This is a genomic window from Streptomyces sp. NPDC044571 (genome assembly GCF_040647115.1).
Taxonomy (GTDB): domain Bacteria; phylum Actinomycetota; class Actinomycetes; order Streptomycetales; family Streptomycetaceae; genus Streptomyces.
Genome location: NZ_JBEZBN010000025.1, coordinates 40,563 through 59,285, shown reverse-complemented (window position 1 = coordinate 59,285; position 18,723 = coordinate 40,563). Strand labels below are relative to the sequence as shown.

The window sequence follows — 18,723 nt, the reverse complement described above, 5'->3', positions numbered from 1 at the left end:
GAAGCGGCCCGGCACACCCCTGGTGTGCCGGGCCGCTTCGTCGTTCCCGCCGCCGTTCCCGCTGCCGCTGGCTCAGCGCGTGCCGCGCAGGCGGCGCCAGGGGGTGAAGGTGAAGACGGCGCCGCCGAGCAGGATCACCGTGCCCGCGACCAGGGCCAGGGCCTTGATGCCGCCCTCTTCGCCGCCGGTCTCGGCGAGACCGCCCGAGGAGGAGGTGGAGCCGGTGGTCGAGGGCGAGCCGGAGCCGCCGGGCTGGGCAGTGGTGTCCAGCTCCAGCGATACGCCGCTGCTGACGGCCTTGCAGGGGACGTTGATGGGCGTGGACCCCGGGGCCATGGTGACGTCGATGGTCAGCTGGTCCGGGCTCAGCGTCACCTTGCCGGTCTTGCCGGGCGTGTAGGTGCCGGTCATGTCGCTCAGGCTGACCGGGGCCTTGTCGGGGATCGGCTCGGCGTTGGCCGGGCCCGTGACCTTGACCGTGCCGGTGTCGGCGCCGCCGAGCTTGATGTTCATCGAGGGCTTCAGGGCCCCGGCCGGCAGGGCCATGGGGCTGGCCATGGCGCCCTTGGCGGTCTTGACGGTCAGGTCGTAGCCGCCGCCGTTCTTCTTGGCGTTGATCGTGACCGGGGTCTTGATGCCGCCGGGGACGACCGCGCCGCAGTCGAAGGCGACCTCGACGGGCTTGCCGGGGAAGTCGGTCTGGCCGCCACCCCCGCCGGTGGTGGAGCCGGAGGTGCTGCCGCCCGAGGAGGTGCTGCCGCCGGAGGAGGAACCGCCCGAGGTGGAGCCGCCGGAGGTGCTGCCGCCGGTGGTGGAGCCGCCGGTGGTGGAGCCGCCCGACGTACCGCCCCCGGACGTGGAGCCGCCGCCCTCGGTGACCTTGATGGTGGCCCCGACCGCGGCCGTCTCCTTCGGCGAGCAGTGCGTGACGAACCCGCTGAAGTCCACGTCGTACTTGCCGGGCGTGATCGTGACGTCCCCGGCCTTGGTGAGCTTGATCTTGCCCTTCATGTCGGACATGACCATGGGTGCCTTCTTCGGGATGGGCGGGTTCTTGCGCTCGCCCTCCAGCTTCGCCTCCCCGCCGAGCGCCCCGCCCAACTGGACGAAGCCGGTCGGCTTGACGGTGTCCTTGCCCAGGTCCATGAGATCGGTGTTGTTCGAGGCCGGTTTGACGGTCTTCCAGACCACCTCGACCTCGTCGCCGACCTTCGCGGTGGCGGGCGCGGTGATGGAGACGGTGTTCGTCCCCTGGACCGGGCCGCCGCCGCCCGCCGGCGGGATGCATTCCACCTTGTACGAGACGTCGGCCGCCTGGGCGGGGCTTGCCGCCAGCAGGATGCCCGCGCCGCCGAACAGCAGCGCGACCGCGGCCGCGCTCACCCTCCGTTGGGTTTTCACGAATGTCCCTTCGTCGTCGGGGTGTTCTCAGACGGTGCGGACGCCTGTGGTGACGGTGGTGACTGAGAGGGATGGGGTGTGAACCACGGCAGGACCGCCGTGGGGGTCTCGGGATCCGCGCCGGTCTCCCCGGCCCCGGTCTCCCCGGCGCCGCCCCCGGCACCGGCTGCCGCCTCGGCCCGGTGGCGTCCGCCCGTGCCTGCGGTGCGCGGCCGGACCCGGTCGACGACGGCCATGCCGGTACGGAAGACCGCGGCCGGCACCACCAGCAGGAGCAGGCCCCAGAACAGCAGGACCCCGTACGGGCGGTCCACGCCCCACGGCTGCGTGGCGACGACCGTGTCCCCGTACTTGAGGGAGACCGTGTAGTCGCCGTGGGCGCCCGCGGACAGGCTGACGTCGAGCCGGACCTCCGCCTTGCCGCCCGGCGGGATCGTGCCCTTCCACCGGACCTCGTCCCACTGCGGCGCGAACACCCCGTGGGCCGTGCCGAGCTGGAAGACGGGGTCTTTGACGGGGGCGGAGCCGAGATTGCCGACGGTGACTGTGAATTTCCGTGTCGGCGGGGCGCCGAACCAGGTCAGCACGCCGTCCTCGCCCTTGAGGCGGACCCCGGTGAGCATCGCGAGGCGGGCGGTGCCGGACTCGGCGGGCAGCTCGGCCACCGGATGGTCGGTGATCTTCAGGGGTACGGCGACGGTGGACTGGTCCCCGCCCACGGAGGTGACGTTCACGACGCACGGGCAGGGCTTGGGCGGGGCCACCACGGGCAGCCGGGCGGTGAAGCGGCCGTCGGCGCCGGCCGAGACGGCGGTCCCGTCGGCGTTGGCGCAGCTGTTCGTGCCGCCGATCATGTTCTGGCCGCAGAGCAGCACCATCACCAGCGTTCTGGCGTGCCACCCGCTGCCCGTGACGGTGAGTTCGGTGCCCTTCGCGGCCTCCTGGAGCGAGAGCGCGACGCCCGGCTTGTCCTCGGCCGCGCCGGCCGGGCCCGCGTTCCAGACTCCCCCGGCCAGCGCCAGGAGGCACACCGCCAGCCCTGCCGCGAGCCGGGCCCTGAGCCTGCCGGTCACGTGGTTGCTCCCGTCAGCTCGTGTTCCGGTGTCCGTTCCTCCCGGGCCGGTGCCACCGGCTGCTCCCGGCGGGTGCGCCGGCGGCGTACGAGGAGCAGCGCGGCCAGGGCGAGCCCGGCGAGGGCGAGCAGCCCGGCCCCGGCCCGCGCGGCGATCCCCCAGGGCGCGAACCACGCCGAGGCGGTGGCCGTGGCCGGGGCCGCGCCGGGGGCGGTGACGGTGAGGGTGAGGTCCACGCCGTCGAGGACCGGCGCCCCGGGCCACGGCTCGGTCAGCCGCACCCGCCGGCCGGGGAGCAGTTCCACCGGGACGGCGCGGGCGCTGCGGCCGGGGACCTCGCCGAAGAGGCCCTCGGCGCGGATCGAGAGCTGCGGGGCGAGGACCACGTTGCCGCGGTTGACGAGGGTGTACGCGACCTGCGCCCCGGCGCCCCGGCCGCGTACGGAGACGCCCTCGACGGTGAGGGCGGCCAGCGTCGGGCCGCCGACCCGCAGGTGTACCCGTACCCCTGCCTCGCGGCCCGCTTCGGTGACGACCACGGCGGCGGGGTGGTCGCCGGGCGGGGAGGCGGGCGGCAGGGTGACGGTGAAGGGGACCACGGCGCGGGTCCCGGGCGGGATCCGTACGGTGGTGGCCGCGCCGAAGCTGATCCAGGAACCGGCGCCGGTCGACTGCCCGGTGGGGCGCACCGCGAGGGCGCCGTCCGCCTCGTTGTAGGCGTCGGCTCCGCGCAGGGTGAGGGTGAGCTCGTGGTCGGTGGTGTTGGACAGGGCCACCCGGTCCTCCAGCACGGTGCCGGCGGCGCCCGCCAGGTAGAAGTACGGGCGGGCCGCGCCGGTGGTGCCCGCCGCGGGGGCGGCGGTCCAGCCGGGCTCGTCGGCCGCGGCGGGACCTGCGGGCGCGGCCGCCACCGCGGTGAGCAGGAACAGGATCAGGAGGCGGGCGAGGTGCGTACGGGCGCAGGGCGCGGGCATGGCCGGGGGCGCTCCGTTCAGGACCGGGCCCGCCGGCCGCGCCGGGTCAGCCAGAGCATGCCGGCGGCGCCGGTGAGCAGCACGGTGCCGCCGAGGGTGCCGAGGGCGAGGGCGGAGTCGGCGGGCCCGGTCTGGGGCAGGGTGTCGCCCGTGGTGGCGCCGCCGGATCCGGTGGTGTCCTTGGCACCGGCCGCCGCCGTGACGTCGAGTTCCAGGGAGGGCTTGGGGCTGTTGCCGGGGGTGCAGGTGGTGGTGGTGCCCAGGGCCTTGATGGTGAGCACGCCCGCGGTGAAGGTGACCTTGCCGCTCTTCTTCGGGGTGTAGGTGCCCGAGAGATCGGTGATCTTGATGGGCGTGTTGGCGGGCACGGCCTCGGGGTTGGGCGGCCCCGAGACCGGCACGGACACCTTCTCCGCGCCGCCGGTGAGGACGACGGCGCTGGGGCTCATCGCGCCCTTGCCGAGCTCGACGGGGCTGGACGAGACGCCCTTCTGGAAGGACATCGTCAGCTTGTACCCGTCGCCCTCCTTGACGGCCTTGATGTCGATGGGCGAGACCGCCGACTTGTCGCCGATGGGGGTCTTGCAGTCGTAGGCGACGTCGACGACGTCGGCATGGGCTGCGGGGGCGGTCAGCAGTACCGCCGATCCGGCCAGCGCGGACGCCAGCGCAAGCGCGGTGGAGCGTTTCCGGTTGGGCACCTTCGTCTTCCCCTCGGGCCACAAATTACTGACGGCACATCAGATCGGTGGCTCAAGGTACGCCCGGGACCTTACGGAGGGAAGACAAAGGACATGCGGGATCAGGCGGGAGGGGACGGGCCCGGATCAGGCCGCTCGGACGCCCTTCTGCCAGACCGCCGAGACGAGCGGGACGCCCGGCCGGTAGGCCAGGTGGACGTGGCTGGGGGCCTCCAGCAGGGCGAGGTCGGCGCGGGCGCCGGGGGTGAGCGTGCCGATGTCGGTGCGCCGCAGGGCGCGGGCACCGCCCGCGGTGGCGGACCACAGGGCCTCGTCGGGGGTCATGCCCATGTCCCGGACCGCGAGCGCGATACAGAACGGCATGGAACTCGTGTAGGAGGAGCCCGGGTTGCAGTCCGTGGACAGGGCGACGGTGACGCCCGCGTCGAGGAGCCGGCGCGCGTCGGGCCACTGGGCGCGGGTGGAGAACTCGGCGCCGGGCAGCAGGGTCGCGACCGTGGTGCCCGCGGCCTGCGCCAGGGCGTCCACGTCGGCGTCGGTGAGGTGCGTGCAGTGGTCGGCGGAGGCCGCTTCGAGCTCCACCGCGAGCTGCACGCCCGGGCCCTGGGTGAGCTGGTTGGCGTGGACCCGCGGGATCAGGCCCGCGGCGGCGCCCGCCGTGAGGATCGCGCGGGCCTGGTCGCCGTCGAAGGCGCCCTTCTCGCAGAAGACGTCCACCCAGCGGGCGTACGGGGCGCAGGCGGCGAGCATGGCGCCGGTCACGAGGTCGACGTAGCCGGCGGGGTCGTCGGCGTAGTCGGGGGAGACGATGTGCGCGCCGAGGTAGGTGACCTCCTCGGTGTGCGCGGCCGCGATGCGCAGGGCGCGGGCCTCGTCGGCGACGGTCAGCCCGTAGCCCGACTTCGTCTCGAAGGTGGTGGTGCCCTGGCGGCGGGCCTCGTCGAGGTGGCGCACCAGGTTCGCCTCCAGCTCGGCGTCGGTGGCGGCGCGGGTGGCGGCGACGGTGGTGCGGATACCGCCGGCGGTGTAGCTGCGGCCCGACATCCGGGCGTTGAACTCGGCGGTGCGGTCGCCGGCGAAGACCAGGTGCGAGTGGGAGTCGACGAAGCCCGGGATCACGGCCCGGCCGTGCGCGTCGAAGGCCGAGTCCGCGGCCGGGGCGTAGGCGCTCTCGCCGACCCAGGCGACGGTCTCGCCGTCGATGACGACCGCCGCGTTCTCGATCAGGCCGAGGGGGCTGCCGTCGCCCGCGGCGGGATCGTTGGTGACGAGGCTGCCGATGTTGGTGATGACGGTGGTGGTCACGGGGTTCCTCTCGGGCGACGTCAGCCGCGGACGGCCGCGATGGATGCGGACAGGGCCGACGCCACGTCACCGACGAGGGTGTGGTGGCCGTCCCGGACGATGTGGCGACCGCCGACCACAGTGTGGCGGACGTCCGCTGCGGAGGCCGCGAAGACCGCGGTCTCGGCGCCCAGCCGCGGCAGCGGACCGGCCGTGCGTACGGAGTCCAGGGCGATGGTGGTGAAGTCCGCGAGCGCGCCCGGCTCCAGGCGGCCCGCGTCGGGTCGGCCGAGGGCCGCGTGCCCGTCCGCTGTGGCCGCCGTGAGCAGGGCGTTCGCCGTCCAGTGGCCCCGGGTCCGGCTGCGCAGGCGCTCGTTCAGCTCCATCGCGCGGGCCTCCTCCAGCAGGTCGATCACCGCGTGGCTGTCGCTGCCGAGGGAGAGCGGGCTGCCGGCCCGCTGGAGCCGGCCGGCCGGGCCGATGCCGTCGGCGAGGTCGCGTTCGGTGGTGGGGCACATGCAGGTGCCGGTGGCGCTGGCACCGAGGAGACCGATGTCGGTGTCCGTCAGGTGCGTGTTGTGGACGCCGGTGGTGCGCGGTCCGAGCACTCCGTGGTCGGCGAGCAGCTGGGTCGGGGTCCGGCCGTGGGCCGCCAGGCAGGCCTCGTTCTCGGCGGTCTGCTCCGAGAGGTGGACGTGCAGGGGGGCCTGCCGCTCCTCGGCCCAGCGGGCGACCGTGGCCAGCTCGCCCGCCGGCACGGCGCGCACGGAGTGGACGGCCGCGCCGATCAGGGCGTGCTCGCGGGGTTTGAGGGCCGAGACCCGCTCGGCCCAGGCCTCGGCGGTGCCGTCGCTGAACCGCCGCTGGTGCGCGTTGGGCGCCTCGCCGAAGCCCGCGGACAGGTAGGCGGTGTCGAGGAGGGTGATCCGGATGCCCGCCTCGGCGGCGGCCTCGATCAGGGCCTCGCCCATGGCGTTCGGGTCGGCGTAGGGGGCGCCGCCGGGCGCGTGGTGGACGTAGTGGAACTCGCCGACGTTCGTGACGCCGGCCAGCGCCATCTCCGCGTACACCGCGCGGGCCAGCGCGAAATAGCGCTCCGGGGTGAGGTTCTGGGCGACCTGGTACATGAACTCGCGCCAGGTCCAGAAGGTGCCGGAGCCGATCTGCACGAGGGAGCGCAGCGCCCGGTGGAAGGCGTGGCTGTGCGCGTTGGCGAGGCCGGGAAGGGTGAGCCCGCGCAGGACTTCGGCACCGGGCGGCGGGGTTTCGGCGCCGGTGCGCAGGGCGGCGATCCGCCCGTCGCCGCCCACCTCCAGGGCGACGCCCGGCTCGACATGGGTGCCGAGCCAGGCGTGCTCCAGCCAGTACGTCTTGTGCGCGGTCAGCGGCACGCCAGGCCCTCCAGTGCGTCGGCGAGGGCGAGGACGCCCGCCACGCAGTCGTCCTCGGTGGCGAACTCCCGCGGGGAGTGGGAGACGCCGGTGGGGTTGCGTACGAACAGCATCGCCGTCGGGACGGCTGCGGAGAGGATTCCGGCGTCGTGTCCCGCCCCGGTGCCGAGGACGGGGACGGCGCCGCCGAGGATCCGGTTCAGCTCGTCGCGCAGGGCGTGCCCGAACTCGACGACCGGGGTGAAGGACTCCCGGACGACGGACAGGTCGATGCCGTCCTGGTCGGCCCGCTCGCGGGCGGCCTTCTCGACGGCGGTGACCACGGTGTCCAGGGTGGCCTGGTCGGCGGCCCGCGAGTCCAGCCAGCCGCGGACCAGGGAGGGGATCGCGTTGACCCCGTTGGGCTCGACGGAGACCTTCCCGAAGGTGGCGACGGCCCCGGCGAGGGCGGCCTCCGTACGGGCCGCGAGCACGGTCGCCGCGTACGTGAGCATCGGGTCGCGGCGGTCCACCAGGCGGGTGGTGCCGGCGTGGTTGGCCTCGCCGTGGAAGTCGAACCGCCAGCGTCCGTGCGGCCAGATCGCGGAGGCGATGCCGACCCGGTCCCCGGACAGGTCCAGGGCCCGGCCCTGCTCGACGTGGAGCTCGACGAAGGCGCCGATGCGGGCGAGGCGCTCCGGGTCGGCCCCGATGGCGGCGGGGTCGTACCCGGCGGCCTCCATGGCCTGCGGGAGGCTGATCCCGTCGGCGTCGCGCAGCTCGTACGCCTTCTCCTTGGTCAGCTGCCCGGCGGCGAGCCGGGAGCCGACGCAGGCGAGCCCGAAGCGGGCGCCTTCCTCGTCACCGAAGTTGGTGATGGCCAGCGGCCTGGTGAAGCGGGCGCCCCGGCCGCGGAGTTCGTCCAGGGCCGCGAAGGAGGACACCACGCCGAGCGGGCCGTCGAAGGCGCCGCCGTCGGGGACGGAGTCCAGGTGCGATCCGGTGACCACGGCGTCCCCGGCGAGCGGGTCGCCGAGCCAGGCCCACTGGTTGCCGTTGCGGTCCGTCTCGTACAGCAGGCCGCGGGCCTCGGCCTGCTCCTGGAACCAGGTACGGCAGTCGGCGTCGGCACCGCTCCAGGCGTAGCGGCGGTAGCCGCCGGAGTCCGGGTGGCGGCCGACGGGGGCCAGCTCGTCCCACATGGTGTGGAACGAGGCCCCGGCCGCGGGGGCGTCCTGGATCACGCCGGGTCACCCTCGCGCATGGGGACGCGGACGCCGCGCTCGTCCGCCACCGACTCGGCGATGTCGTAGCCGGCGTCGACGTGGCGGATGACGCCCATGCCGGGGTCGTTGGTCAGGACGCGGCGGATCTTCTCGCCCGCCAGCGGGGTGCCGTCGGCCACGGTGACCTGGCCCGCGTGGATGGAGCGGCCCATGCCGACGCCGCCGCCGTGGTGCAGGGACACCCACGAGGCGCCGGAGGCGACGTTGACCATGGCGTTGAGCAGCGGCCAGTCGGCGATGGCGTCCGAGCCGTCGAGCATGGCCTCCGTCTCGCGGTACGGCGAGGCGACGGAGCCGCAGTCGAGGTGGTCGCGGCCGATGGCCAGCGGGGCGGCGAGCTCGCCGCTCGCGACCATGTCGTTGAAACGCTCGCCGGCCTTGTCGCGCTCGCCGTAGCCGAGCCAGCAGATCCGCGCGGGCAGGCCCTGGAAGTGGACGCGCTCGCCGGCCATCTTGATCCAGCGGTGCAGGGACTCGTTCTCCGGGAAGAGCTCCAGCATCGCCTTGTCCGTCTTGGCGATGTCCGAGGCCTCGCCGGACAGGGCCGCCCAGCGGAAGGGGCCCTTGCCCTCGCAGAACAGCGGTCGGATGTAGGCCGGGACGAAGCCGGGGAACGCGAAGGCGCGGTCGTAGCCGGCGAGCTGGGCCTCACCGCGGATGGAGTTGCCGTAGTCGAAGACCTCGGCGCCGGCGTCCATGAAGCCGACCATGGCCTCGACGTGCTGGGCCATGGACTCGCGGGCCCGCGTGGTGAAGCCGGCCGGGTCCTTGGCCGCGTAGGAGGCCATGTCCTCGAAGTCGACGCCGACCGGCAGGTACGACAGGGGGTCGTGCGCGGAGGTCTGGTCGGTCACGATGTCGATCGGGGCGCCTTCCGCGAGCATCTGCGGGAGGAGTTCGGCCGCGTTGCCGAGCAGGCCGATGGAGAGCGGCTTGCGGGCGTCGCGCGCCTCGACGGCCAGCTGCAGGGCGTGCCGGAGGTTGTCGGCCTTCACGTCCAGGTAGCGGTGCTCGATCCGGCGCTCGATGGCGCGCGGGTCGACGTCGATGCAGATCGCGACGCCGTCGTTCATCGTCACCGCGAGCGGCTGGGCGCCGCCCATGCCGCCGAGGCCGGCGGTCAGGGTGATGGTGCCGGCGAGGGTGCCGTTGAACTTCTTGGCGGCGACCGCGGCGAAGGTCTCGTACGTGCCCTGCAGGATGCCCTGCGTGCCGATGTAGATCCACGAACCGGCGGTCATCTGGCCGTACATGGTCAGACCCAGCTGCTCCAGTCGCCGGAACTCCTCCCAGTTGGCCCAGTCGCCGACCAGGTTGGAGTTGGCGAGCAGGACGCGGGGGGCCCACTCGTGCGTCTGCATCACGCCGACGGGACGGCCGGACTGGACGAGCATCGTCTCGTCCTGCTTGAGGGTCTGCAGGGTGCGGACCATCGCGTCGAAGGAGCGCCAGTCGCGCGCCGCCTTGCCGGTGCCGCCGTAGACGACGAGCTTGTCGGGGTGCTCGGCGACCTCGGGGTCGAGGTTGTTCTGCAGCATCCGCAGGGCGGCCTCCTGCTGCCATCCCAGGGTGCTGAGCTCGGTGCCTCGCGCGGCCCGTACGGGGCGGGGTCCTGACATGGCGGTGCCTCCTCCGGTGTTGGTCAATCCATTCATATCCTCGCGGTCTGAATAGATTCAGTCAACAGCTGCGGGCCGCCGCGCCGGATGATTGGCTGGCAGACATGCATCGGCGAACGCAGGGTGAGGACGGGGCGGCACGCCGCGACCGGGTCGTGCGGGCCGCCGTCGAGCAGGGGCTCGTCGGCGGGACGGAGAGCTCACCGCCCCTGGTGTGCCTGCTGGACACGGATGGGATCCGGGCCTCCGCAGCAGCCCTGACCAGCGCCTTCGCGGCAGCCCTGGCGCCCGGCACCCCGGTCCTGCACGCCTTCGCGGTCAAGGCGGCACCGCTGGTCCCGGTGCTGCGGCTGCTCGCCGACGCCGGCCTCGGCTGCGAGGTCGCGAGCCCCGGCGAGCTGGCGCTGGCCCGGGCGGCGGGGGTGAGTGCGCAGCGGACCGTACTGGATTCCCCGGCCAAGACCACGGCCGAACTGCGCGAGGCACTGGCGCTGGGGGTGGCGGTCAACGCCGACAGCCGGCAGGAGCTGGAGCGCCTGGACACGATGCTGAGCCGGCGCCCCGCCGGCCCGGTCGGCGTCAGGGTCAACCCCCAGACGGGCGCCGGCGCGATCGACGCCCTGTCCACGGCGACGGCCACGTCGAAGTTCGGCATCGCCCTACGGGACCCGGGCGCCCGGGAATGGCTCGTACGGGCCTTCGTGGACCGGCCCTGGCTGACCAGGCTGCACACCCATTCCGGCTCCCAGGGAGTCCCGCTCCCGCTGATCGCGGAAGGCGTGCGGGAGCTGCACGCCCTGGCCGAGGAGATCAACGAGGCGGCCGGCCGCCGGCAGGTCGACACGCTCGACATCGGGGGCGGCCTCCCCGTGAACTTCGCCTCCGACGAGGAGAACCCGACGTACGCGCAGTACGTCGCCGCCCTGCAGGAGGCCGTCCCGGCGCTGTTCGACGGCTCGTACGGGCTGGTGACGGAGTTCGGGCGCTCGCTGCTGGCCAAGCACGGGCTGGTGCTGGCGCGGGTCGAGTACACGAAGACCACGGGCGGCCGCCCCATCGCCCTCACCCACGCGGGGGTCCAGCTGGCCACCCGGACGGTGTACGCGCCGGCGGCGTGGCCGCTGCGGATCCTGCCGTATGACGCGAAGGGCACCCCGAAGACGGGCCCGCCCGTCGCCCAGGACATCGCCGGCCCCGCATGCTTCGCCGGGGACCTGCTGGCCACGGCCAGGGAGTTGCCGGAGCTGGCCGCGGGCGACCTGATCGCCGTCCCGGACACCGGGGCGTACTTCTTCACCGCCCACTACGGCTACAACAGCCTCCCGCGCCCGCCGGTCCACGGCTTCACCACGACCCCCGAGGTCCGCTTCACCCTGGCCCGCCCTGCGCAGTCCCTCTCCGACCTCCTGACGGAAGCCGGCGCCACCCACCCGAACGCCCTGCTCTAACAGGAGCGCAGCCGGGGATGGCTACAGGGGAACAGCAGGCCGGGGATGCAGCCGGGCCTGGCCACAGGGGGACAGCAGGCCGGGGGCGGGTGGGGGGTGGGGTGTTGTCCGGGGCGTGGAACGTGATTTGTTGGCGCGGGATCCGGGGTTCGATGCCACCCGGAACAGGCGCCATAAATCATGAGCCCCGGACGACACCCCACCCCCCGCCCGACACCGGCCCCCGCAACCACCGCCCCACGAGGAACCGCCTGGCAGACACCGCCCCCACCCGCACCGAGCCACCCGCGGCAAACCGCCCCGCAGGGAACCGCCCCGCAGGGCACCAGCGCCGTCACTCCACGAACAGCCCCCGGCTGGCCGCCCTGGTGTCGAAAGCCTCCAGGCGGGCCTGCGCCTCCGGCAGCGCATCCGCCATCGCCTCCAGCAGCACCCGCCCCAGCAGCATCGGCGCGCACGCCGTGTCAAAGGCCAGCCCCGTACCCACCGGAGCCGGGATCAGCAGGTCCGAGTACCGCGCCACCGGCGCGAACGCCGAGTCGGCCACCGTCACCACCGTCAGCCCCGCGCCCCGCGCCTGCTCCAGCGCGTCCACCACCTCCCGCGGATGCCTCGGCAGGGCGAAGCACAGCAGGGCCGACGCCCCCGCCCCCACCGCCCCGTCGATGCGGTCGGCCAGCATCGAGCCGCCCTCGTCGAGGAGCCGTACGTCCGGATGCACCTTGGCGGCGAAGTACGCGAAGCCCCGCGCCTGCGAGGACGCCGCCCGCAGGCCGAGCACCGGCAGCGGGGTGGAGCCGGCGAGCAGCCGGCCCGCCTCCTCGACCGGGGCCGGATCGGCGAGCATGACGGACAGCTGCCGCAGGTTCTCGATCTCCCCCTGCACCGCCTGCTGGTACTCGTTGTACGTGTCCTCCCGCACCGCCTCGGCCCGCTCCGCCGGAGCCACCTCACGCAGGTGCCGGCGCAGCGCCGGGTATCCGTCGAAGCCGAGCGCCACCGCGAACCGGGTCACCGAGGGCTGACTCACCCCCGCCAGGTCGGCGAGCTCCACGCTCGACAGGAACGGCACGTCCGCCGCCCCGCGCACCATGCAGTGGGCGATCCGCCGCTGGGTGGGCGTCAGCCGGTGCCCCTCGAACAGCTGCTGCAGCCGCGCTGCCGGGCTGTCACTCATCCCGACCCCTCCGTCCCCGTGATTATTCAGTCACGGAGCACTCTGCATGCGGCTATACAAGACGGCAAGCGGCAGACCGCTCAGCGAGACGCGGCCCAAAACACCGGAGCGCTTCGGGTGGGCGGTCATCACGCTGGTGCACCAAAAAAAGATGTGCGCGGGGACCACCGCACCCTCACGCAGGCGAGGGGCGGGACGACGGTGGTCCCCGCGCAGGACACGGGCCGGGTCAGGGCCGTCCGCGTCCGTGGCGTTCACGCGGTCCGGGAGCCGCTCCGGAGGTACGCCAACGCCGTTTCGTGGTGCCGGCCGGGGCACTGACGCCCCTGCCGACGACCACCACTGTGCCGGAGCCGTGTTAAGCCGGTGCTGCCGTCACATGTCCGGCCCGTACCGTTTGCGCAACGGGCCCCCGGACGCGACGTCCTGCGTCGACGGAACGGCAACGGCAACGTCCTGCGTCGACGGCAGCGGCCGGCTTCCGCGCGGCCAGCGCCACGGCAACGGCCTACTTCGAACCCTTGGCCAGGAACGCCAGCAGGTCCTGGCGGCTCACCACACCGGTCGGCTTGCCCTCGACCAGCACGATCGCCGCGTCCGCCTCGCCCAGCACGGCCATCAGCTCGGACACCGGCTCACCGGAGCCCACCTGCGGCAGCGGCGAGCTCATGTGCTTCTCCAGCGGGTCGGTCAGCGACGCCCGCTGCGCGAACAGCGCGGCGAGGAGCTCCTTCTCGACGACCGAGCCGATGACCTCGGCAGCCATGACGTCGGGGTGGCCGGCGCCGGGCTTGACGATCGGCATCTGCGAGACGCCGTACTCGCGCAGCACCTCGATGGCCTCGCCCACCGTCTCCTCGGGGTGCATGTGGACCAGGGACGGGATGCCGCCCTCCTTGTCCGCGAGCACGTCCCCGATGCGCGCCGAGGGGCCCGCCTCCTCCAGGAAGCCGTGCCCGGCCATCCACTCGTCGCTGAAGATCTTGCTCATGTAGCCGCGGCCGCTGTCCGGCAGCAGGACGACGACGACGTCGTCCGGGCCGAGGCCCTCGGCCGCCTTCAGCGCGGCGACGACCGCCATGCCGCAGGAGCCGCCGACGAGGAGGCCCTCCTCCTTGGCGAGCCGGCGGGTCATCTGGAAGGAGTCCTTGTCGGACACCGCGATGATCTCGTCGGTCACGTTCGGGTCGTAGGCGGTCGGCCAGAAGTCCTCGCCGACGCCCTCGACCAGGTACGGGCGGCCGGAGCCGCCGGAGTAGACCGAGCCTTCGGGGTCGGCGCCGATGACCTTGACCTTGCCGCCGGACACCTCCTTCAGGTAGTTGCCGGTGCCGGAGATGGTGCCGCCGGTGCCGACGCCCGCCACGAAGTGGGTGATCTTCCCGTCCGTCTGCTCCCACAGCTCGGGACCGGTGGTCTCGTAGTGCGAACGGGGGTTGTTCGGGTTGCTGTACTGGTCGGGCTTCCATGCGCCCGGCGTCTCGCGGACGAGGCGGTCGGACACGTTGTAGTACGAGTCCGGGTGCTCGGGGTCGACGGCCGTCGGGCAGACCACGACCTCGGCGCCGTAGGCGCGCAGTACGTTGATCTTGTCGAGGGAGACCTTGTCAGGGCAGACGAAGATGCACTTGTAGCCCTTCTGCTGGGCCACGATGGCGAGTCCTACACCGGTGTTGCCGCTGGTGGGCTCCACGATGGTGCCACCGGGCTTGAGGGCACCGCTCTGCTCGGCGGCCTCGATCATCCGGACGGCGATCCGGTCCTTCACGGATCCGCCGGGATTGAAGTACTCGACCTTGGCAAGGACGGTGGCCTGCAGGCCTTCGGTCACACGGTTGAGCTTCACCAGCGGGGTGTTGCCGACGAGGCTGATCATCGAGTCGTGGAATTGCACCATGTTCTCCAGGGGAGGGGACTCCACGGGTTCTCCGGGAGGCACGGCCAGAGTAAGCGGAAAGGGATTGGCCGACGGGCAGTACGGGGCAGGTAGGTCAACAGGGCCGGGCAGGAAGCGAGGAGGCTCCAAGGGTGTCCAGGGCGAGGACCGCCCGCCGGATCGCGGCGGGGGCGGCATACGGCGGAGGCGGGCTCGGGCTGGTCGGAGCCGCGGCGGTGGGGCTGGTACTGGCTGAGCTCCAGTTTGCCAAACGGACGGTCGGGACGGGGCTCCCCGACCCACCGCGGGCGGACGGGCTGTACGGGAGCGAGTTCGCCGGGCCGGAGCCGGGCCCGGGCCCGCTGCGGCTGGCCATGATGGGCGACTCCACGGCCGCCGGGCTCGGCGTCCGCCGGGCCGGGCAGACCCCGGGGGCCCTGCTGGCCTCGGGGCTGGCGGCGGTGGCCGAGCGGCCGGTGGAGCTGCGGAACGTGGCCCAGTCCGGGGCCATGTCGGACGACCTGGACCGGCAGACGGGGGTGCTGCTGGACGACGGGCGTCCGGCGCCGGACGTGTGCGTGATCATGATCGGCGCGAACGACGTGACCCGCCGGATGCCGCCGACCCAGTCGGTGCGCCACCTCACCTCGGCGGTACGCCGGCTGCGGCTCGCGGGCACCGAGGTCGTGGTCGGCACCTGCCCGGACCTGGGCACGATCGAGCCGGTCTACCAGCCGCTGCGGTGGTTGGCCCGGCGGGTCTCGCGGCAGCTGGCCGCCGCCCAGACCATAGGGGTCGTCGCCCTGGGTGCCCGTACGGTCTCCATGGGGGACCTGCTCGGCCCCGAATTCGCGGCGAACCCGCGCGAGATGTTCGGCCCCGACTCCTACCACCCCTCGGCGGAGGGGTACGCGACCGCCGCCATGGCCGTCCTGCCGACCTTGTGCGCGGCCCTCTCCCTGTGGCCGGAGTCGGACCGCCTGGAGGTGGCGCGGAACGAGGACATGCTCCCGGTGGCCAAGGCCGCGTCCGCGGCGGCGGGCCAGGCCGGTACGGAGGTCACGCAGGCCCGCGGCCCGTGGGCCCTGCTCAAGCACCGGCGCCGGCGCCGGGTCGCGGCGGAGGACCTGGCACCCGCCGAGCCGTCGGCGGAGCTGCCGGGCACCCAGGTCGCGGGCACCTGACGGGCGCGTCGGGTGGGGCTTCCCTGGCGGGGTAGGTACCCGAACAGCCCGCGGAGCGACCGGCATCACACGGGGAAGGCGGTGACCTCGACCGTACGGGCCGGTAACTTCGCTTGCGGTCCCGCAACGAGCCGCACGACACACCCTTGGAGCCCCGATGCCCGAAGCCGTCATCGTTTCCACCGCCCGCTCTCCCATCGGGCGCGCCGGCAAGGGGTCGCTCAAGGACGTCCGCCCGGACGACCTGACCGCGACGATCATCCAGGCCGCGCTCGCCAAGGTTCCCGAGCTGGACCCGCGCGACATCGACGACCTGATGCTGGGCTGCGGCCTGCCGGGCGGCGAGCAGGGCCACAACCTGGCCCGCATCGTGGCCGTGCAGATGGGCATGGACTTCCTGCCGGGCACCACGATCACCCGTTACTGCTCCTCGTCGCTGCAGACGTCCCGGATGGCGCTGCACGCCATCAAGGCGGGCGAGGGCGACGTCTTCATCTCCGCGGGCGTCGAGACCGTCTCCCGGTTCGCGAAGGGCTCCTCGGACGGCCTGCCGGACACCCACAACCCGCTCTTCGCGGAGGCGGAGGCCCGTACGGCCGCCGTCGCCCAGAGCGAGGGCTCGTCCTGGCACGACCCGCGCGAGGACGGCCTGATCCCGGACGCGTACATCGCGATGGGCCAGACCGCCGAGAACCTGGCCCGACTCAAGGGCGTGACCCGCCAGGACATGGACGAGTTCGGCGTCCGCTCCCAGAACCTGGCCGAGGAGGCCATCAAGAACGGCTTCTGGGCCCGCGAGATCACCCCGGTCACCACCCCGGACGGCACGGTCGTCTCCACCGACGACGGCCCGCGCGCCGGCGTCACCCTGGAGGGCGTGCAGGGGCTCAAGCCGGTCTTCCGCCCCGACGGCATGGTCACGGCGGCCAACTGCTGCCCGCTCAACGACGGCGCCGCGGCGCTGGTGATCATGAGCGACACCAAGGCGCGCGAGCTCGGCCTGACCCCGCTGGCCCGGATCGTCTCCACCGGCGTGACCGGCCTCTCCCCCGAGATCATGGGCCTCGGCCCGGTCGAGGCGTCCAAGCAGGCGCTCAAGCGCGCCGGTCTGACCGTCGGCGACATCGACCTGTTCGAGATCAACGAGGCGTTCGCCGCGCAGGTCATCCCCTCCTACCGGGACCTGGAGATCCCGCTGGAGAAGCTGAACGTCAACGGCGGCGCCATCGCCGTCGGCCACCCCTTCGGCATGACCGGCGCCCGCATCACCGGCACCCTGATCAACAGCCTCCAGTTCCACGACAAGCAGTTCGGCCTGGAGACGATGTGCGTGGGCGGCGGCCAGGGCATGGCCATGGTCATCGAGCGGCTGAGCTGAGCCGGAGCGGAGGGTAGGGGTCGCCCTGACCGCACCGACATGCGGCTCCGCCGCGTGGGGAAGGGCGGCACCTGCCCGCAGCGGTGGCGAAGCTCAGCGCGACCGAAGAATCGAGCGGCTGAGCTGAGCCGGAGCGGCCGTGGCGCCGGGATCCGGGCGGATCCCAGGCGCCGCCGGGCCCCCCGTTCAACCCCTTCGCGGCCGACCTGTGACCGAATTTCCCCCAGGATGTGACCTACGTCCTGGGGGTTTGCCATTCCTCCAGGTCAGAGCGGTCCGCGGGGCGGCGGTGTGACCAAAGACCTGTCCAATTCGTGACGTAATGCACTGCACGCCATTCCCAGGTGAGGACACTCTGATGTAGGAAGTCGGGGGACCGAACCAACCAGGAGTTAGTCAGTGAGCGCCATGTCTCTTGCCCTGCTGCTGACCACGGCCGCCGCCGCGGCCGTGGGCGCTGCTGCGCTGCACGCCGTCCACGGTCTACGCAAGCAGGTCACGGCCCTGCGCGGAGAGCTGGCCGCGACGCCGGCCCACCCGCGCGGTGCGTCCGTCCCGCATGCCCGCAGCGCCGTGGAGTCCCCCGCCGCCGAGATACGGGCCGCCGTCGCCGAGGCCCTCGCCGAGGAGCGCGAGCGCGAGCTCGCCGAGGCGCGGGCGTTCTGGGCCGCCCAGGAGGCTCGTGACGCCGCCGATGCGCCGTCCCTGCTGGGCGGCCTGCCCGGTCTGGGTGAGGACGGCCCCGCCGTCTTCCTGCCCCGGCAGGCCGACCTGGTCGGCCTGGAGCAGGTGCTCGGCGAGGAGGTCGGGGACGAGCAGCCCGGTTACGCCGAGGACTCCGCCGAGTTGGCCGCCGCCCGCCGTCGCCACCCCTCGCACCCGGACTTCGTACCGGTCCAGCCCTCGGCCCCCGGCGCCGACCACGAGCGCACGGTCAGCCGTCTGGAGGAGCTCGCGGAGGCCCGTACGGCCCTCGCGGACGTCCGCCCGGGCCCGCTGGGCACCCTGGACGTGTACGTCTTCACCGACGGCACGACGCTCTGCATGACCCCGGGCCACCGGGAGACGGCGGAGCGCCTGGCCGAGGCCCTGCGTTCGGGCACCGCCCCGGTCCTGCTCGGCGGCTCCGGCATCTCCGGCGCCTACGCGCTGACCTTCTCCTGCGGGGACGGCCAGGACCCGGACGACAACGTCTACATCCTCGCGGACCGCGTCATCGCGTCGCTCTGAGCTCCGCCTGCTCCACCAGCCGCACGGCCTCGTCCAGCATCTCGGACGGGGCCGTCGTGCTGTCCGGGTGCGCCCCGGCGGCGGCCAGCGCCTCGACGAGGTCCAGTCCCGCCACCGCCACCTGGTCGCCCACGACGAAGAGCCCCGCGTCCGGCATCTCCCGCGCCGGAGCCGCCCCCCGTCCCGCCTCGGCTTCCTCCAGCCGCTGGGCGCGTACGGAGAGCTCTCTGGCCAGCTCCAGCGCCGTTGCGGCGGCGCCCTGCCGGAGGCGGCTCTGCGGCATGGCCCGCAGCCGGTCGGCGAAACGTTCCACGGCGGCGGCCAGCGGCGAAGTATCAAGCACCCGGCCGACCTTACGCGCCGCCCCGGCACCATTGCCAACGGGCAAACTCTCCGGCACGGTGGCGTGAAGAGAACAGCCGTGAGGCCAACAGCACGGCGATACCTCCGGAGGCGCCCATGTCCGTAGAGTTCTCCGAGCAGACCACCGCAACATGATCGACAGAATCCCCCGGACCACCGGTCGTGAAATCTCCGACTGGCTCCGCACCGTGGACGACGGCCCCTCCCTCGTCCGCTTCGAGGAGAAGGTCAGCTGGCTGCGCGGGGCGCACGAGCTCTCGTACGGCCAGGCCAAGGCGATCATCCACGAGTACGACCTGCGCAGGGCCGCCCGCAAGTTCGGCTGAGCCCTCTCCTGCCCCGCCCCCGATCCCTGCCCC

The 18,723-nt window shown here is 73.3% G+C and carries 15 protein-coding genes and 1 pseudogene; 5 read left to right on the top strand and 11 right to left on the bottom strand.

Features of this window, described 5'->3' with window-relative positions:
• Positions 1 to 72: 72 nt before the first annotated feature.
• From AB0B01_RS15905 to hutU, 8 genes are all read right to left on the bottom strand, one after another.
• Positions 73 to 1,401 carry a hypothetical protein gene (locus AB0B01_RS15905; protein WP_361718315.1) on the bottom strand — a complete coding sequence of 443 codons (1,329 nt, stop codon included), beginning with the start codon at positions 1,399 to 1,401 and terminating at the stop codon, positions 73 to 75.
• Entirely contained in the window at positions 1,398 to 2,474 is a 1,077-nt protein-coding gene (locus AB0B01_RS15900) for a hypothetical protein (RefSeq protein ID WP_361718312.1), read from the bottom strand. Before AB0B01_RS15900 ends, AB0B01_RS15905 begins: the two co-directional genes overlap by 4 nt.
• Positions 2,471 to 3,448: a hypothetical protein gene (locus AB0B01_RS15895; protein WP_361718309.1), complete on the bottom strand. Its 978-nt coding sequence runs from the start codon at positions 3,446 to 3,448 to the stop codon at positions 2,471 to 2,473. The genes AB0B01_RS15900 and AB0B01_RS15895 overlap by 4 nt, the downstream gene beginning before the upstream one ends.
• A 17-nt stretch (positions 3,449 to 3,465) precedes the next feature.
• Entirely contained in the window at positions 3,466 to 4,149 is a 684-nt protein-coding gene (locus tag AB0B01_RS15890; protein WP_361718306.1) for an LPXTG cell wall anchor domain-containing protein, read from the bottom strand.
• Positions 4,150 to 4,275: 126 nt separating this feature from the next.
• Positions 4,276 to 5,454 carry an imidazolonepropionase gene (hutI, locus tag AB0B01_RS15885; protein WP_361718303.1) on the bottom strand — a complete coding sequence of 393 codons (1,179 nt, stop codon included), beginning with the start codon at positions 5,452 to 5,454 and terminating at the stop codon, positions 4,276 to 4,278.
• 20 nt (positions 5,455 to 5,474) lie between these two features.
• Positions 5,475 to 6,824 (bottom strand): formimidoylglutamate deiminase, encoded by a 1,350-nt coding sequence (locus AB0B01_RS15880; RefSeq protein WP_361718301.1) that lies wholly within the window; start codon positions 6,822 to 6,824, stop codon positions 5,475 to 5,477.
• A complete protein-coding gene (locus tag AB0B01_RS15875; protein WP_361718399.1) occupies positions 6,815 to 8,005 on the bottom strand; it encodes an allantoate amidohydrolase in 1,191 nt (396 codons plus the stop codon). Before AB0B01_RS15875 ends, AB0B01_RS15880 begins: the two co-directional genes overlap by 10 nt.
• Before the next feature lie 38 nt (positions 8,006 to 8,043).
• Positions 8,044 to 9,708, bottom strand: a complete 1,665-nt coding sequence (hutU, locus tag AB0B01_RS15870; protein WP_361718298.1) for a urocanate hydratase — start codon at positions 9,706 to 9,708, stop codon at positions 8,044 to 8,046.
• A gap of 104 nt (positions 9,709 to 9,812) precedes the next feature.
• On the opposite strand from hutU, the gene AB0B01_RS15865 reads away from it, so the two are divergent.
• Positions 9,813 to 11,156 carry a diaminopimelate decarboxylase gene (locus tag AB0B01_RS15865; protein WP_361718295.1) on the top strand — a complete coding sequence of 448 codons (1,344 nt, stop codon included), beginning with the start codon at positions 9,813 to 9,815 and terminating at the stop codon, positions 11,154 to 11,156.
• Positions 11,157 to 11,490: 334 nt separating this feature from the next.
• On the opposite strand, the gene AB0B01_RS15860 is transcribed toward AB0B01_RS15865, so the two are convergent.
• Entirely contained in the window at positions 11,491 to 12,333 is an 843-nt protein-coding gene (locus tag AB0B01_RS15860) for a MurR/RpiR family transcriptional regulator (RefSeq protein ID WP_361718292.1), read from the bottom strand.
• A 508-nt stretch (positions 12,334 to 12,841) separates the two neighbouring features.
• Positions 12,842 to 14,227 carry a cystathionine beta-synthase gene (locus AB0B01_RS15855; RefSeq protein WP_361718396.1) on the bottom strand — a complete coding sequence of 462 codons (1,386 nt, stop codon included), beginning with the start codon at positions 14,225 to 14,227 and terminating at the stop codon, positions 12,842 to 12,844.
• A 134-nt stretch (positions 14,228 to 14,361) separates the two neighbouring features.
• On the opposite strand from AB0B01_RS15855, the gene AB0B01_RS15850 reads away from it, so the two are divergent.
• From AB0B01_RS15850 to AB0B01_RS15840, 3 genes are all read left to right on the top strand, one after another.
• Entirely contained in the window at positions 14,362 to 15,393 is a 1,032-nt protein-coding gene (locus AB0B01_RS15850; RefSeq protein ID WP_361718289.1) for an SGNH/GDSL hydrolase family protein, read from the top strand.
• Between the two features lie 157 nt (positions 15,394 to 15,550).
• Positions 15,551 to 16,771 (top strand): acetyl-CoA C-acetyltransferase, encoded by a 1,221-nt coding sequence (locus tag AB0B01_RS15845; RefSeq protein ID WP_361718286.1) that lies wholly within the window; start codon positions 15,551 to 15,553, stop codon positions 16,769 to 16,771.
• 408 nt (positions 16,772 to 17,179) lie between these two features.
• The gene (locus AB0B01_RS15840; protein ID WP_361718393.1) at positions 17,180 to 18,001 is read left to right on the top strand and encodes a hypothetical protein; all 822 of its coding nucleotides are present in this window, start codon (positions 17,180 to 17,182) and stop codon (positions 17,999 to 18,001) included.
• Here AB0B01_RS15840 and AB0B01_RS15835 read toward each other — a convergent pair.
• On the bottom strand, positions 17,985 to 18,344 hold the full coding sequence (locus AB0B01_RS15835; protein WP_361718283.1) for a hypothetical protein: 360 nt from the start codon (positions 18,342 to 18,344) through the stop codon (positions 17,985 to 17,987). The genes AB0B01_RS15840 and AB0B01_RS15835 overlap by 17 nt on opposite strands.
• A 116-nt stretch (positions 18,345 to 18,460) precedes the next feature.
• Between AB0B01_RS15835 and AB0B01_RS15830 the strand changes: the two are divergent.
• Positions 18,461 to 18,690: pseudogene (locus AB0B01_RS15830) on the top strand (DUF4287 domain-containing protein).
• Positions 18,691 to 18,723 lie beyond the last annotated feature (33 nt).